Origin of the sequence: Paenibacillus woosongensis (assembly GCF_030122845.1) — a bacterium.
GTDB lineage: Bacteria > Bacillota > Bacilli > Paenibacillales > Paenibacillaceae > Fontibacillus > Fontibacillus woosongensis_A.
In genome coordinates this window covers 324,533-340,825 of record NZ_CP126084.1, presented here as the reverse complement: position 1 = coordinate 340,825, position 16,293 = coordinate 324,533, and the positions used below count along the sequence as shown (strand labels likewise).

Here is a 16,293-nt window from a genome sequence, read left to right as displayed (position 1 = left end):
CCCGCCTTTCTAAACAAAGGGATGTATGTCAAAGCATACATCCCTTTGTTTACCTTGAATTAGTTAAAGGCCTCCTCCCAGATTTTTTGTGTTTCGGCTAACATATCCGCTGATGAGCTTGTGTCTCCATCTAAGTATAGTTGCAGTTGTTCATCAAAAGACCGCATTAATTCTTCTGAAGTTGGAAGTCCGGTAAACTCGTTAATGGCATAACCGTTTTGATAGATTTCATAGGCTTTTAAGAACAACGGATCTGCTTGTAAATAATCAGGTTCTGCATTTACGTTTCCTGGGAAGGCATTAGCATATACTGCTAGCTTGGCATTGACTTCGGGACTCATTAAATATTCAATAAACTTCATAGCCTCAGCCTTATATTTGGTGTTTTCTGCAATTCCAATCCCCCAGTTTGCTACACCCATACCGCTTTTTCCGGTATACCCATCTTTCACTGGCACTGGAATAATATCAAAGTTCAAGTCAGGGGCTTCTTTACGAATGGTTGTAAGGTGAGCAAGTGAGTCAGTCATGAATGCAACACGGCCGTTCGTAAATTCTTCTACCATATCCGCTTCCTTCATAGCATATGCACCTTTAGCTACTACACCCGCATCAAATAACCCTTTAACAAATTCAACAGTAGCAGTTAAGTCAGCATTGTTGGTCAAAGCAGGTTTTCCATCCTTTAACATCGAACCACCGGAAGCCCAAAGCCAACTCATGAAATTGTTTTGAATACCGCTTGGAGATTCTGTAGACAATGGAATAGCCCATGCTGCCTTACCTGTGGACGTAGTAATTTTTTTACTTACTTCAGTAAATTTAGACCATGAATTAGGAATTTCAATACCAGCATCATGTACAATATCTAAGTTTACATACATCGGATATGCAAAATTCACAACGGGAATCATATACGTATTCCCATCAACTTTAATTTGATCGGATAACTGACTATCATCATATCCATCAGCTTGCATTAATGCAGTCATATTGGCAATAGAGCCTTGCTTAGCAAAATCATATACCCAAGAACCATCAAGACCAACAACATCTGCCATGGTTCCTACCGCTGCACCAGCTGCGATTTGCGTTTTTGTATCTGCATATGGATTACTTAATAGCTTAATCTTGATACCTGTTTGATCCGTGAAGCCGTCAACAATCTCCTGAAGAACACCGTCTGGCAGTTCTACTCCCCACCATTGTTGGAACTCTAAAGTAATGGCTTCGGCGGTTCCTGCTCCTGTAGCTGTATTATTCCCAGTCTCTGAATTGGCTTGGTTTGCATTGCCATTGGATGAACTCGAACAACCTACTATTGCAATCATCAAACTCATTACTAAAAAAACGGGTAATATACTCTTCTTAAGCGTTTTCATAACAGTGAGCTTAACTGTTTTCAATTCAAAAACCTCCCTTTTGTTTTGTCATATATCATATTTCTAAGGAAAAACCAATACGAAAACGTGACTTTTTTTCTATAACTGTGTCACCTGATACAAGTTCGCTTTTCCTGCCGACCCAAACAACTGCATCTTGCGCGCAATAACCTCCATTGCTGCCTTGGTTGAACTCGGAAAAAGCACATCCGGCTCATAACCATCAGGATTGTTATTCAAGGTTTGGCGAAGCTCCGTAAAGAACGCCCGCTTCATCTCACTGGACAGGTTGATCTTGGCTACCCCGTACTTAGTAGATTCCCGAATGTCCTCGTCTGAATTATCGGACCCGCCATGCAGGACCAACGGAATGTTAACCCATTCAGCGATTTTGGATAACCGATCAAGCTGCAGCTTAGGCTTCATTGAATTTGGATAGAACCCATGAGAAGTGCCGATTGCAACGGCAAGCGTATCCACATTTGTACGCTCCACAAAATCCTTAGCCTGTTCCGGGTCTGTGTACAAGATTTCCTCCTCTCCGCCTTCCGAACTCGTACCTGTGTTCCCTATGGTCCCGAGTTCACCCTCTACTGAAATATGCTGAGCATGAGCAATGTTCACGGCTGCTTTGGTTAGCTCCACATTCTCCTCGTATGGCAAATGAGAGCCATCTATCATAACAGACGTAAATCCATTACGAATCGCTCGAACAACATCATTGAGATCGCGGCCGTGATCAAGATGAATCACAATCGGTACACTGGCGCGATGCGCCGCCTGAACACAGTACGCGGCAAACTCATCTCCCATAAGGTTAATTTCATTGGGATGAATTTGAAGAATGGCAGGTGAATTTTCTCTTTCTGCCGTTTTGATTAAAGCGCTTACAAATTCACTATTCGCAATATTAAACGCACCTACTGCGAATTTCTCTCTGTACGCAACCCGAAGTAATTTATCCATGGTCGTCAACATGTTTGCACATCACCCCCTTCAGTGTTTTTTGTTTGTTTACACCTCAAGAATAAACATATGATGTTTCTTTGTCAATAAAAATTGATCTATATAAACAGTTTTTTTATATTTTGGTCTTATTTGATGTTTGTTTTGTTTGTTTTCGTTAATGATTATAGATGGTTGACGACGAATATCACAGCCATAATTATACTTTGACGATGTCTGTACCGTGCTGTTTCATCATGTCGCACCATTCATCCGACACACCGGTGTCAGTGACAATCTGGTTCGCGTGACTGAGCGGCGCAAAAAAGTTCAGCGAACGATTGCCGAACTTTGTGGAATCAGCGACGATATACGTTTCTGCGCTCGCTTTCCCCATCATTTGCTTGATTTCCGCCTCTGCAAAGCTGGTGGTGCTAAAGCCTTTCTCTGTGATGCCGCCCGTTGCAATAAAGGCCTTATTCACGAATATATTGTCGAAGAAGTCTCTGGATACGCTGCCAACGAAAGATTGGGAGCTGTGTCTCAATTCGCCCCCGCACATCACCAAAGTGATGTTCTCCTGTTCTCGAAGACAATAAGCAGCTCTTAACGAGTTGGTGATTACAGTAATATTAGGGATCTGAGCTTCAGCGAGGGCTATCGCTATCTGATAGGTGGTGGTGCCGGAGTCCAAAATGATCGTGTCTTTCGGGCGAAGTAAATTTAAACAATACTGAGCGATTCGTTTCTTCTCGTCCAACTGCACGCCATCTCTCTGCTCCAGTGGTGTTTCATCGAGAATGCGAATCCCCCCATGAAACCTTTGGAATTTACCGGATGCCTCTAGCTTCTGAAGATCCCGGCGGATCGTCATATCGGAAACTTGAAAATATTCCATCAATTCTTGTACGGACACCGAACCTCTTTGTTTGATCAAGTCCGCTTCTTTAATTAACCGTTTTTCAGTAAACATACGTTTATTCTCCTCTCGCTCCATATCTCTAATTCAAACGTTAATATACCTGTAACAAGGTTTACATCCATATATTAGTTATATTAGTTGAACAATGATATCTCGGTCAATGAATTCTTCGCCAAATTTAAACACTTTACACCGTCATTCAAACACATCAAACATATTTAGTTTATTTTATGTTGACATTATGCCCATATATATTTAATATAAACACTAAATAAACAAAGTTCAAAACCGTTCAAACGTAATGAATATAAATTACCCCAGTATCACATCTAGCACAAACGGCTTGCTAACGAAGAATCCGCCGATAGGCGTTTCTTAAAACCAACTTAAAGGAGAGAACGATCTATGTTGATTACAATGAAGGAACTCTTGGCCGTCGCTTACAAGAATAAATTCGCCGTAGGGGCCTTCAACATCGGAAACGGCGAGTTTCTCCGCGCGATCATGGAAACCGCCGAGGAGAACGACTCGCCGGTGATTCTTGCGATTCACCCCAGTGAGCTCGATTTCCTTACTGACAGCTTTGTCGCCTACTGTCGCGATATCGCGAATAAATCTAGGGTGCCAGTCGTCATTCATTTAGACCACGGCGGGAATACCGCGCAAGTCATCCGGGCGATCCGTTGCGGGTTTACATCCGTGATGATTGACGCTTCAACGCAACCGTTTGAAGAGAACATTCGAATCACGAAAGAAGCCGTTGACATCGCCCATAGCGTTGGTGTATCCGTCGAAGCGGAATTGGGGACGGTCGGTCAGGCAGAAGGCAGCATGGAGGGCGGTCATGACGAAATTCTCTATACCGATCCCCTGGAAGCCAAAGAGTTTGTAGAACGCACCGGAATTGATTCGCTAGCCGTCGCCATCGGAACAGCGCACGGGATGTATCCAAAGGATCGAGTACCGAAACTCCAATTAGGCCGACTGAAAGAAATTGCGTCCCAGGTATCTGTCCCTCTAGTTCTGCACGGAGGTTCGGACAATTCCCCAGATGAGGTCGCAGCCTCGATTCATTTGGGGATTAGTAAGGTCAATATTTCTACAGAAATGAAAAAAGCCTTCTTCAGCCAGCTTCGCACCAATCTTCAGAGTATGCCGAAGCAGGTTGAGCCCACAGTACTATTCCCATCCGCGATTGAAGCGGCCAAAGAACTTATCCTTAAGAAAATGCAGCTGTTTGGTTCCGTAGGTAAGAAGAATCTTTACTATAAAGAGGTGTAAAGATGATGCATGACTGCATCAATGAAGCACGAAGAATGACTGCGGAGATGCTCCAGAAAGCCGGAATCGCACTTACTGCCGAAGAATATCCGAACATTGAGGTTACGGATTTCGGATTGGGGAAACTCATGAATACGGGGTTACAGCTGTTCACCTACGTAAATACGCCCCGCTACTGCGCCAAAGATCTAGTGTTGTTCCCACGGCAAACCTGCGCTGAGCATCTCCATCCTCCAGTGGATGCCGGCAATCCTGGCAAGCAGGAAACCTTCCGCTGCCGCATGGGCATTGTTTATTTATATGTAACAGGAGAGCCGACACCGAATCCACAAGCCGTTCCACCTCAGGAAGACAAGCATTACTACACGGCATGGCACGAAATCGTATTGCGGCCGGGAGAACAATACACAATCGCTCCGAATACAAGGCACTGGTTTCAAGCGGGAGATGAAGGTGCTGTGGTGAGCGAATTCTCCTCCTTGAGTCTTGACGAGCTGGACATTTTTACTGATCCTAGAATTGTCCGGGTACCAAGCCATAGTGAATGAGAAAAGCCCCTTCGGGGGCTTTTTTGATTGAGAACCCTTCATCATTATAATCAGATGTTTACATTAAGTAATGCTTCTCAGAGCGAAAGCACCTAATCCGAAGGGCGTCAATCAGCAGCCGATGCCAATCTGCCAGCATTTCCGTCGTATGATGCCGGTTCGAGATGGCCATGAAGCGCATCACCTTCGTCCGCATATGGTTCCACAGCTCCAGGATGGCCTGATTGTCGCAGTGTTTATAGAAGAAGCCATGAAAGTCCATATCCAACTCAAGAATCCGGAGCGTGTCGTTCTGCTCAACGGCCTCCTCCATCCTCTGGATCATTGCTTCCAGCTCGGCGTAATCCGCCTCCGTCAAGGTCGGCATGGTCGTGCGAACGGCGTAGCCTTCAATGATTTCGCGGAGAATGAACAGATCTCGAATCTCCTTCGACGTAATGTTGGACACCACTGACCCTTTATTGCGAACGCCGGTAATTAATCCTTCCTGCTTCAATCGTTCTAACGCTTCCCGCACGGGTGCCTGGCTCACTTGAAATTGGCCCGCGATCTCCAGCACAAGGAGTCGGGTTCCCGGGGCCAGCTCCCCAGTGAGAATTTTTCGCTTCAGACTTAAATAAATTTGTTCGCTTATGGAATTCACCAACGGGACGATATCGTTGTTTGGCATCCTTCTCAGTCTCCATTCAATTATCGTTTATCGATTATCGATAATTTGTTTGTTCCATTATATGAGAGAATCCACGCAGCTGATATCAATGATTTTGTTATATGTAGAGCTTACTCAACTAAAAAGTCCGTGAAGCTGTCGCTTCACGGACGGATTACGAGATCTATTATTTCGCGTACTTATTCCTGATCAAAATAAACGATTTTCCCCGTTTCTGCGGATTGATAGACCGCCTCCAAGATCTGTGACACGATCATCGCTTCCCTCGGTTTCACCAAAGGTTCGGTGTCGTTGACGATGCTGTGGATCCATTGTTTGGCTTCATATTCGAAATCGGTCAGTTTTTCCCCTCGGAACGGAGACACGTCAATGCCGTACAGATGGGCTAAGTGATCTTGAATGTCCCGGGTACTAACGCCTTTGGCATACAATGCAATGATTTACTCTTCAATGCCGGTTACATTCGACTGATGCTTCTTTACGATCATGGGTTCGAACTCACCGTTACGATCACGGGGCAAACGAATCTCCTGTTCACCGTATTCGCTGGTGATCATCTTCTTGCTCTTCCCATTGCGACTATTCTTTGTCTGCTTATTTGCAACGTCGTGCTTAGCATAGCCCAGCTCATGATCCAGCTCCGCCTCCAACATTTCTTGCAGCGTGTCGGCAAACAATTCTTTCAGGGCAAATTGCACATCCGCCATAGTTTTTAAATCGTTGTCTTTAATGAAGGCTTTCACTTGATCTCTGCTGAACTTTGGGCCACTGTGTTCATCCTTTCCATCCAACCTTTCTCCTAGTTTAATAGATTGGTTGGAGAGTTTACACAGTTTATTTTACAGACCCTATTTTATAGATTCATTTTCTATACTCTTAACTTCTAACATTTTTTGTTCAATCCACTTCATAACCATATCTGCCTCCTCTAGATCAATCACTCCCCTCTCGCTTTTATATTTATAAGTTTCGTAAGCCCATAGTAATATAATTTTCAAAAATTCAACTGTCTCTAATTTACAGATCGGTTCAATTTCATCCTCTTCCTCATCATAAAATGGATCTTCAATTATTGAAAGCATTTGATGTGCGTACAACCGAAATGAAGAAATTACGGGTATTACAAGGGTTATACGTATTATTGGTTAAATGATGGGTTCATTCGGCACTGGGTAGCCCCACCCAATAAAGAACCGACTATTTAATAAATGCCATTAGTTTTTGATAAACTTCTTCCGCATCACTTTTATTTTTAGAATTTTCAAGTAGACTATCCAAGAAATTTTCGATGAAGCTTTTGATCGTGGATTCAAATATAAATAGTGGCACGTACTCAATTCCAATTGGATTAATAAATGAAATTCCTTCCGAAGAGTAAGTTGATTCGTTATTCCAAGCAATCTCTATGTTATTGTTAACCCTTCTGAAAAACACATCAGGCAAAAATGAACCTGCTCTATTTGAAAACCAAGAGTGTTTAAACTCCCATTCTTGCTTTGTATCGAACCATGCATCAAACTCATCATCGTTATCTGATTCAAACAACAAACAATTATCCAATAGTTCAAGTGAGTGTTGTCCTTCAACAGGGAGGGGGAATGGTTCTTCACTCAAAATATACTTTAGATTTTCGCTAAACCATTCAACAATGTATATCAAATTCCATTGATAGGTAGTCTCGCTATCCGCTCTTTTATATCGACAGATGTCTATCCCACGAACAGATAATTCAAACTTCCCCCATGTTTCACCAATCAAACTGGTTTCATTAAAAGGATTAACATCAAACTCATATTGAATAGCAAATGTGTTCTTATCTCCAAAAGTCCTCAGAATGAAGCACCTCACTTGTTTTTTAATAGCTTATTGTATTCCACCTTTGTAATCTTACCATCTTTAAGCAACTGTCTTAAAACATCAGCAGGAACTTCTTTAGCAGGATTCGTAACTTCATATGGATGCCATCCTGTTTCTCCATCTGGTTGGAATTTAATAAGTTTACCCTCATAAATGTTGTAAAGTTGCTTGTTCTTTGATGATGAGTAAGCTGTATCCAATAATTTCTGCCCTGTTTCAACGTCTGGTATTGGATTTGGACTCCCCCACCCACTTTTAGGGTCATGTTTAGGGCTAGGCTCATATGTTCTCTTGGGAATTTCACCCTGCCCCTCCACAAAATCCATCTTCCTGCCACTTGATCCCGAGTCAGGCTTGGACTTAGAGAACTGCGGCTCCATCTTCGGCATGTCCATATCCCGAACAGGGACTGTAAGGCCATCGGGGGTCGCAAGCGATACTTGCGGCCGCGTTTGCGCCGCTTCCTTTACGGTCTTCACGAGTTCCTTCACGGTCTTGCCGGAGAATTTGGCTCCTGCTCTGGCGGCGCCTTCTACTACCGTGAGGGCGAAGAACGCCTTCGTCACGGCTCGTCCGTATTTTACGCTCTCCTCATAGGTCGCTTTTCCAGAAAGAACCTTCGGCTGCAATTCGGTGATATCCTGGAAAGGAACTACGAATTCCTCTGCCGCGGCGTCCCCGAGCAGCTTCGTCATATCATCAATAGTCAGTTCACCGTTCACGATCGCTTCCCCTATAGCGTAATATCCCGGCACGGTGTCTGTCCAGAATCCCAGGGTTGCCGGGTTGGAATTGATGGCGAATTCGGCCAAGTCCTTCACGTCTTCAAACAATTGACTGACGATGCCATCCCCTACGCCTACGATGGTTACGGCCGCCGTTAACCCGCCGGTCTTCAGATCCGGATTATTGCGCATGCCCGAGCTGCTTTCCGCCCAAGCTAAGTCCAGCAGCTCCTTCGTGATCTTCCCATCCACCTCGAACAGCTCCCAGCCGAACCACTCGCGCCGAACTGCCGCCATGGTGCTCACCGTGTTCGCAATATGTTGATAGCCAGCCACGGCGATCAGGAATTCCTGATTATATTCACCCGTAATCTTGCCCTGGTAAATGTTCATGTCCTTCAAATACTGCTGCATGTTGCGGATATCCTCCGCAGAAACCGCCTGGTTGTATTCATCTAGCAGCGCTTGCATTTCCCTGCGCCGCTCCGCCACTTGACGCACCGCTGCTGCAATAGAGTCATAATTGAGTTTCGCCCACTCCCGGTAGAGGGGATTGATCATGCCAGCCGCGATAATCATACGCAGCTCGCTCTCTTTGGGCATCGCGGACAGATTCTGCTTCAGCGGATTGTAGTCGCAGGCATCCAGCGGAGAGCCTTTATAGAACACGGCCAGGCTGACCCCGGACTTATACCATTCCTCAGCGACGCCGAGCTTCGCTAGCTGCTCCCTTTGCTGCTGGGCGGACCGATGTGCATAACCCATGTACAGTTCATTATTGTAAATCGCATATATTTTATAGGCCGCTTGGTTTCGGGCAATCTCTTTGAAGCTTGAAGCGATGGCCTCGAGCTCCTCCCGCGCCCACACCTGCTCCTTCGCCGTCCCGGTGTCCAAAATTTGCAGCAAAGAGGCGATCCGCTCATCCTCCTTCACCAGGTCGAGACGCTGCACCAAAGAGGCGTCCTGAAGCTCCAGCAAGCTGCCCTTGATCCATTGCAGCAGCGATGGCCTTGACTCCGCAGACGAAGCCTCGTCTGGATCAGCGACATTCTGTCTCGCTTTATCCATGAAGCGCTGAAACCAGCTCTGAACCGTCCCCTTGAGTGTAAACGTCGCTGATTTTTTCACCCCGGTCGCCTTTGCCGAATCCTTCTCTGCCTTTATATATGTATTTTCCGCATAACGTAACGCCTGAACCTTCTTCCTCATCTGCTCGTCAATCCGCTCGGCCAGCTTGCCGATTTCCCGCAGCAGGCCGCTGGCTTCGCGTGCCGCAGATCGCACGTAGTGCTCGGACGGATCGGAATATGCCGCCTCCACATCGCTTATGAGCCGGTTTAGTTCCCTGGACATTCCCGTAATTCCATTTTCCATCGTGCGATCTAAACGCTCCAGGTCGCGCGCCATGCCCCCGACTCGGCCAGGATCCACCTTATTCAAGCCTGTCCAACCTCATTTCAGGAAAATATTAGTGTCTGATATTTTACCAAAATGTCTAATTTTAAGGAATAAACCGGTATGCCTATGAAAATAGAAGAAAAGACACCATAAATGGTGCCTTTCATCCTAACTCTATAAATTCTCCCGACTTTAGGCCTTACTCAGCTAAAAGTGCATTAGCAATCAGCATGTCGAACTTGCGGATATCGACGCCTTTTTGCAGCTTCACCTTAATATGACCTGCACGCGTCCACAACTCCACCTCTGCGCTCATATCAAGAAATCCTCCAGCATTTTCTGTAGACCACATATTGATGGAGGAGTAGGGGAGCGAATAAATCTCAATCTTCTTTCCCGTGAAGCCCTGTGCATCTCGGACAATTAACCGCTTGTTGGTAAAGATTGCACTATCCCGAAAAGTTTTGTAAGCGGCAACTGCCACTTCTCCGGGCACGAGCAATTGATTCACATCCGGGGGAATCGGGCATTCCGATACTAGTGTCCATTCAAGAATTTTACCTGCCTCAGCCATAGATCTAACCTCCTAATTATTTCTTCTGTCAATTCCATCAATATATCCAGATTAACATAAGAGGTGGGGGCTCAGAACGCTTACCCGTGATGATTTTATAAAAATTAGGTTATAGGAAATATAAGAAACATTTACAGCTTTTAGTTCGACATCATAGCGACCGTAAATATCCATCTTTATTTTATACATTCGCTGCATAATTCCTTGGGAATACAGACGGCTGCTAAAACCGGGTGCAAGGTTTCATCATGCGGATGCGGAAATCCACTTTCATCTATATATGCTAATAATCCATTTCTCCTCCTAAAACTGCCCGTTTCCAATCACCCGACAACAAGTCAATTAATTGTTCCTGAAACAATTTTCTACCTTTATCACTCATCCTAACGCACAAAGAGTTATCCCAAGCAGCTCCCATCCTGCTTAAACGGAATCGTTCTTCATTCGAAAATACTACCTCATTCGGAAAATTTATAGTACACCCCATCAAGTAACTGTCCTCGCCAAAACGCCAACTTTTAAACCGATTCCCGTAACGATAGGCCAGAACGTTCCCGAACTCAATTCCTTTGATATCAAAATCACCCGAATAATATAAATAGTTGGAAAGTAGACTTTCTTGCAGATATCGATCAATTAGCCGTAACGCGGCCGCACTTGCGGGGCCACTTGTACAAAGCAACAGAGGACCTGATGCCCGAAAGGGATCTCCCTGCTCCGCTACTTTTTCTGTCCGATTTATATTTCTCGCAAGTTCTGAGGTTTCGGTTATATCAACCAAAGTGGAAAAAACCGCTGGATTCTCAACCATATAAATATCGCACACTGGAGGAAGTGTTCTTCCTGCCTCGATCTGTCTCAATGTCAGAACATACGGCTCAGTGTTCCCGTCCCAAGGACAATAAATATGAACAAGGGAGGATATATCGTCATCCATAATCCCCGCACTACGATAAATTCCCCTCGCCTCCAAGCTGTCGATACCAGACGGGAAGTCTGGTACCTTATCGGATTCAGCAGAGTCTGCTGGATCTACCGAGTCCGGCCAATTTGCCAGGTCTAGCGAATCAGGCTCAGTTCCCACTAACACCTTTCCCCACCCTGCTAAACGTAAAGCCTGGAACAACAACCGCCCCGCCGGAACATTCCGATCCAGCGCATGTGGATTTCCGGTGGCCAATGCGGCGAGTACCGGCAAGCGTATCGACGATACCTTGGCTTCACTCCCGTCTGAATCTAAGGAAGTATTCCCTGTAAGTAACAGATTCCACGCCAGCGCAGCATGCGTTAATTCCCTGCTCGCTGACTCGGGAGAATCACGCCACAATTCACGCAAGGTGCGATAACCAAATATCCGGCCATCTCTCAAGCCAGCTAACCAATCCGTTATCGTGGACTGAAACTGTATCCCTTCTTTCATGGCCTGAGCTTCCACCGTTATGAACAATTCCTGCCAATCCTGCATCGCCAACTGCTGTCGATCTGACTTGGTCAGCAATGGCTCACCGGTCAAGACCTCATATAATTCGACAATCGTAAAGGGAAATGCCGATCCCAGCAATTCTTGCTCAAATTTTACAAGAGGTATACGAATATCTTCTCCAGGTCTTTTATACCAACCAAAAAAGGAATTAATTGCCTCACACTCTTCCTCGCTCGCACGCTGGACAGTAGCATGCCCGCCAACCTTCTCCAAACCGGCATATCGTTTCCAGACAACCTCAAGCATTCGTTTAAACCCTGGGTCGGAGAAATAATCTCGTGCTTTTTTTGTGCAAGCTACTTGCTCTGAACAGTCAGGCTGTTTGTCCCTGTCTGATGGATCTTCATAAGCAAAGTGCGAATCCTTGATCATACTTCCGCACCACTTTCAACGTATTCTTTACGTTTGCCATTCCAGCGGTAACGGAATAAAGTGACAAAATCAACATCCTTGGGGCGATAAATTTCATAGATTGCCAGCTTCGGAACCGTATCATAGCAGCCCCAGAGCACCTGAGAAGTCATCATATAATCGAAGCCCATATCCGTCAGCAGCTTGAACATATCTCGCATATTCTCCTCGTCCACGCCCGCGAATGCTTCATCAAGCGATATGAGCCGTGGCGCCTCAGGACGGGCGTCAGAATACCGTGACGATGTAGCAGCAAACAGCGGAATGTACATGGCCATCGCCTTTTCGCCCCCACTGAGCACGTTGAAACGGGCATCCGTGAGTGGTCGATAACCGGTTTTCGCTCCTTTTTTATACTTAAGTTCAAATTGAAACCAATTGCGGTAATCAAGAACCGTATATAGATGCTGGCGCAGCGATTCCTGTTCCTCTTGGGCCGCTTGCTTTGCACTGCTGATCTGCCCCCGAAAATGTTCAATCATTGCGTCAATTTCATCCTCACGCAATCGATGCGAATCACGCTTTAACAGCTCAACCAGTTCAGAAACGTCCAGTTGATGCTCCCCCAGCGCCGACTTCGGCTGCCATTCCAGCTTCAGGCGTAATCCACTCGACGTATCGCGTTCCTCCATCAATTTATTCATTTCCCGAACCCACTGCTCCGCACGGTGAATCCGCTGCCGGACGGCCTTGCCAACACTGCGCAGGATGATCTCCTCGTACAGTTCCCGATCCTTATCGCTTAATAAGGCACCTTGCTCCGCTTCCTGATGCTCCAATTCGTTCAGCAGTACATGCGGTGGCAGCGGTTGATGGGGATTGCGCATAGATAACAGCAAAATCCGCCCACTCGTTTCGTCCACAACCGTCTCCAATACATATTCCGTCAACAACATACGCGCAGCGTTAAACTGCTCTAACAAACGGTTCACGATATTTTCAGCGTTACGCCCAGCAAACAGCGGCTCGTATTGCCTTCGGATTTCTTTGGCTGTCATGTGTAGTGAAGCTGCATGCGATTGGACTTCTTCCGTGTCCGTCATTCCCACGCTCACCTTCCATTCACCTACCAGACCATGCCCCAACTCCTTCATTAGTTGCCTCTGTTCCTGTTCCAGCCCAGAACGAATCGTCTCTGCCTGCTCCCGCAGTAACACTAACTGTGCCTCTGCTCTGGCCGCTTTGTCCTTAGCCTCGTCAAGCAGCCGCTCTACTTCCTTAACCTGACCGTGCAGCGCGGATTGCTCATTCCGCAGCTCCTCCATCCTACGAGCGACATCGGCCAGGCCCAGCTCCTCAATCAGCCGTCTCAACGTATCGACCTGGGTCCGCTGGACTCGACGTCGTTCATCGAGTTCATCCGTCAGTGCTTCTTCGTCCTCTAGTTCCAGGATGACCGTGTCTAGCTCACCCGCCAGCCGATCTCGAGAAACGTAAGCCTCCCTGTACTGCCGCCAAGCAGAATGGAGATCCGATAGCATAGCTTCATAATCACGAATTATACCGATAGCAGCCGCAAGATCTTTTTCTTGCTTAAGTCTGGTCCATCCTTGGGTAAGCTCCACCAATTCCCGCTGGAGCTCGCGCCAGTGTGCTGATTTAGCTTTGAAACGCTCATTCGCCTGCCCTTCCTGATGGACCGCCGACTGCAACCGATAATCTGCCGACTGCAGCTCCTGAAGGGCTCTAGCCATTTCCGTACCTCCGGGAAATTGTTCTCGTTCTTTCACCAGCCTCCGCTCCGCCTCCTCCTGCTCAGCAATTCGTTTGCCCAATTCACGCAGTGTGGCATCTAATGCACCAATAGCTTCATTCAGCCTGGCGATTGCTAACATACGAGTACGACGGCGGGTCTCTTTGCCGATATACTCCGCCTGTTGCTTCACTGCCGCCTTGCCAGCGAGCGAACCGAGTCGATAAGAGCCATCAGCCGAAAGGATCCCATTCCAGTCGCCGTTATCCAATAGGCTGCCTTCCTCATCCCACAAAAAACTCCGCAGAACTGCATCCACCAACTCAGCCGTAAGTCCGCTCCCCTCTGGAGGAGCAGGTGTTAACATATCTGCCAATGTATATCCGAATTCTAGCGGACGCGGTATAATCCAAGCTTCCTCAACGCCACTGTCACCCCCAAGCACCTGACCATCTGGGAATAGCCAAGCATCGAGCAATCCCGAGCACTCTAACGCTTCTTCGAGTCGCGCCTTAGCCTCATCGCTTACGTGTGGCTGGAAATCACATGCAGCGAAGAACGGTGCACCGCCTCGCTGGGAACTCCCCTCCCGGTACTTCGAGCGTGCCTCACTGCGAGCAGGCTCAGGCTCCCGGCTTTGCTCCCAGCCGCGCTTCTCCTCCTCAAATCGCCTCCGCTCATCCACTAAGTCCTCCCGCTGCTTCTCCATTCCAAGCCTGTTCATCACCAAATTCTCGTGAGCTGCTTCATAACGGCTCAACAATGTCTTTCGCACTGGCTCCAGCGACGTTTGTTCCAGGCCATACTCGCGAAGTGCCCCAAATGTTACACGCATCTCATCCTCAGCAAAAGCCATCTGCTGTAGTTCTCTTTGCCAGATGATAATCTCGTCCTTAAATGCCTCCTTGCTCTCCTCAAATTGCTTTTCACGCTCACCGCGCTGACGTTCAGCCTCATCCCTAACCCGGCTCGCTTCGCCCAGCTCAATTTCGCTTTCTTTAACCAGCGCTGCCGCCATTTTCTCCTCAACAGCCTTGGCCAAACTGCGTTCTACCGCATCCCGATGATCACGCAGATCCTTTCTCCATGCCTCTCTCCATATATCGTCTATGGGGATATCCGTGGACCAATACCGATGATAAATGGCATGTCCGACAAATTCCATATCCCCCGCAATCGCTTCCAGTTCGCCAAGCAATTCCTGCTGCTCTCGTTCTGCTGCATCCTGTTTTTCCCCGGCCTCCTGCAGCCTGTTTCCAAGCTGCTCTTGTTTGATACGGGTTTTCCCTGCTCTTTCTTTAGAGCGTTCCAACTGCTTCTCCGTATCCGCCAAAGCCGTCATTGCGGCATCATATTCCCTCTGCTTGCCAATCGCCTCGTGCTTTTCTAATAGTTCACGTTCGACGGCAATTTCCTGCAACTGTTCCTGCATGCGGCTGCGTTGCTTCGCCGCGTCGGCCTTTGCTGCCTCTGCTTGAGCAAGCGCGTCTACGGAGCTCTTGACTCTGGCATCAACTTCATCGTAAGTCGATTTGGTCTCCAGCAAGTGCTCAGAGCGAGTATACAGCATGTGCTTATTGTAAAAATCATACCTTTCCTGTAACTTCAACATTTCGGTGCGATGCCGCTTGAGTTCATCCAGGCGATCCGTCATTTGATCCATATCCTCCAGCACTTCTGAAAGCGGCCGCAGTTCCTCCTCCATTAGAGGAGGCAGTGCCTGGTGGAGAATCTCATAAATCGCTGATGGCTTGAAATCCTTCGATAGTTTCGGACTACGCAATTGGATCATGAGCTGAAGTAAATCCTGGTAAGCATCCGTGTCAGCGAATCCGAAAATATGTTTGTTTACCATATCCTGATAAGACTTCTGGTCAAATACAACCTGCCCGCCAGCCCCTATTTTCGACTCAAGACTTTTACGATCAAGTGGAATCCGAATACCGTCTTCTAACCATTGGTTACGATCATACAGCCAGAAATCGCGACCGATCCGTTGGCCATCCTCCAACAGGAAACCCCAGAATTGCACCTGTGCCGCATTCCTTCTCGCTCTCAACCCAATACCGACCGTCCTGTAAACGCCGGTTCCTCCGTGCTTAAATTCTATCCATAGGTAGCCTGTCGTGTCCGTCTTCCCATCGTCTTCCTCACCCAACAAATAATATTCAATACGCCGATCCCGCGAGCCAAACGGATCTAGTCGGTGAGCCCGCTTATCCCCGTCAAGTACAAGCGGAAGAAAGCTCTGCATCGTAACCGACTTGCCAGATCCGTTAGCACCTCGCAGAATTAGCCGACCATCCTCAAGCTGAAACTCCTCTTCGTCGTAATACCAAAAATTTAAAATACCGACACGGTGCATCTGCCACCTTGCGTCTTGTCGTCGAACCCTTTGCTC

Annotated in this window: 12 protein-coding genes and 2 pseudogenes; 2 read left to right on the top strand and 12 right to left on the bottom strand. The window is 47.1% G+C overall.

Going from position 1 to position 16,293, the window contains the following annotated elements:
- Positions 1-59 precede the first annotated feature (59 nt).
- The 3 genes from QNH46_RS01600 to QNH46_RS01590 form a co-directional block, all read right to left on the bottom strand.
- Positions 60-1,406 (bottom strand): ABC transporter substrate-binding protein, encoded by a 1,347-nt coding sequence (locus QNH46_RS01600; protein ID WP_283926621.1) that lies wholly within the window; start codon positions 1,404-1,406, stop codon positions 60-62.
- Positions 1,407-1,481: 75 nt separating this feature from the next.
- Entirely contained in the window at positions 1,482-2,360 is an 879-nt protein-coding gene (locus QNH46_RS01595; protein WP_283926620.1) for a ketose-bisphosphate aldolase, read from the bottom strand.
- A gap of 187 nt (positions 2,361-2,547) precedes the next feature.
- Positions 2,548-3,300, bottom strand: a complete 753-nt coding sequence (locus QNH46_RS01590) for a DeoR/GlpR family DNA-binding transcription regulator (protein ID WP_283926619.1) — start codon at positions 3,298-3,300, stop codon at positions 2,548-2,550.
- A gap of 354 nt (positions 3,301-3,654) precedes the next feature.
- Between QNH46_RS01590 and QNH46_RS01585 the strand changes: the two genes are divergently transcribed.
- The gene (locus QNH46_RS01585) at positions 3,655-4,530 is read left to right on the top strand and encodes a ketose-bisphosphate aldolase (RefSeq protein WP_283926618.1); all 876 of its coding nucleotides are present in this window, start codon (positions 3,655-3,657) and stop codon (positions 4,528-4,530) included.
- Positions 4,531-4,535: 5 nt separating this feature from the next.
- Positions 4,536-5,078 (top strand): D-lyxose/D-mannose family sugar isomerase, encoded by a 543-nt coding sequence (locus QNH46_RS01580; protein ID WP_283928317.1) that lies wholly within the window; start codon positions 4,536-4,538, stop codon positions 5,076-5,078.
- Between the two features lie 58 nt (positions 5,079-5,136).
- Here the strand turns inward: QNH46_RS01580 and QNH46_RS01575 are convergent, their stop codons facing one another.
- The 9 genes and pseudogenes from QNH46_RS01575 to QNH46_RS01540 all read right to left on the bottom strand — a co-directional run bounded on the left by QNH46_RS01575 (position 5,137) and on the right by QNH46_RS01540 (position 16,257).
- Positions 5,137-5,748, bottom strand: coding sequence for a GntR family transcriptional regulator (locus QNH46_RS01575; RefSeq protein WP_283926617.1), 612 nt, complete (start codon positions 5,746-5,748; stop codon positions 5,137-5,139).
- A 179-nt stretch (positions 5,749-5,927) separates the two neighbouring features.
- Positions 5,928-6,077, bottom strand: a pseudogene (locus tag QNH46_RS24490) (gfo/Idh/MocA family oxidoreductase); the annotation flags it as partial.
- A gap of 27 nt (positions 6,078-6,104) precedes the next feature.
- Positions 6,105-6,455 (bottom strand): annotated as a pseudogene (locus QNH46_RS01570) (transposase); the annotation flags it as partial.
- Between the two features lie 141 nt (positions 6,456-6,596).
- A complete protein-coding gene (locus tag QNH46_RS01565) occupies positions 6,597-6,845 on the bottom strand; it encodes a hypothetical protein (protein ID WP_283926616.1) in 249 nt (82 codons plus the stop codon).
- Between the two features lie 100 nt (positions 6,846-6,945).
- Entirely contained in the window at positions 6,946-7,596 is a 651-nt protein-coding gene (locus QNH46_RS01560; protein WP_283926615.1) for a hypothetical protein, read from the bottom strand.
- Positions 7,593-9,773: a hypothetical protein gene (locus QNH46_RS01555; protein WP_283926614.1), complete on the bottom strand. Its 2,181-nt coding sequence runs from the start codon at positions 9,771-9,773 to the stop codon at positions 7,593-7,595. Before QNH46_RS01555 ends, QNH46_RS01560 begins: the two co-directional genes overlap by 4 nt.
- A gap of 157 nt (positions 9,774-9,930) precedes the next feature.
- Positions 9,931-10,305 carry a PH domain-containing protein gene (locus QNH46_RS01550; protein WP_283926613.1) on the bottom strand — a complete coding sequence of 125 codons (375 nt, stop codon included), beginning with the start codon at positions 10,303-10,305 and terminating at the stop codon, positions 9,931-9,933.
- A 283-nt stretch (positions 10,306-10,588) separates the two neighbouring features.
- On the bottom strand, positions 10,589-12,160 hold the full coding sequence (locus QNH46_RS01545; RefSeq protein ID WP_283926612.1) for a TIGR02679 domain-containing protein: 1,572 nt from the start codon (positions 12,158-12,160) through the stop codon (positions 10,589-10,591).
- On the bottom strand, positions 12,157-16,257 hold the full coding sequence (locus tag QNH46_RS01540) for a TIGR02680 family protein (protein WP_283926611.1): 4,101 nt from the start codon (positions 16,255-16,257) through the stop codon (positions 12,157-12,159). The genes QNH46_RS01545 and QNH46_RS01540 overlap by 4 nt, the downstream gene beginning before the upstream one ends.
- Positions 16,258-16,293 lie beyond the last annotated feature (36 nt).

Excerpts from the sequence above, each read along its gene's own strand:
- QNH46_RS01595 (WP_283926620.1), bottom strand. The coding sequence starts at position 2,360 with ATGTTGACGACCATGGATAAATTACTTCGGGTTGCGTACAGAGAGAAA.
- QNH46_RS01590 (WP_283926619.1), bottom strand. The coding sequence starts at position 3,300 with ATGTTTACTGAAAAACGGTTAATTAAAGAAGCGGACTTGATCAAACAA.
- QNH46_RS01585 (WP_283926618.1), top strand. The coding sequence starts at position 3,655 with ATGTTGATTACAATGAAGGAACTCTTGGCCGTCGCTTACAAGAATAAA.
- QNH46_RS01580 (WP_283928317.1), top strand. The coding sequence starts at position 4,536 with ATGCATGACTGCATCAATGAAGCACGAAGAATGACTGCGGAGATGCTC.
- QNH46_RS01575 (WP_283926617.1), bottom strand. The coding sequence starts at position 5,748 with ATGCCAAACAACGATATCGTCCCGTTGGTGAATTCCATAAGCGAACAA.
- QNH46_RS01550 (WP_283926613.1), bottom strand. The coding sequence starts at position 10,305 with ATGGCTGAGGCAGGTAAAATTCTTGAATGGACACTAGTATCGGAATGC.
- QNH46_RS01545 (WP_283926612.1), bottom strand. The coding sequence starts at position 12,160 with ATGATCAAGGATTCGCACTTTGCTTATGAAGATCCATCAGACAGGGAC.
- QNH46_RS01540 (WP_283926611.1), bottom strand. The coding sequence starts at position 16,257 with ATGCACCGTGTCGGTATTTTAAATTTTTGGTATTACGACGAAGAGGAG.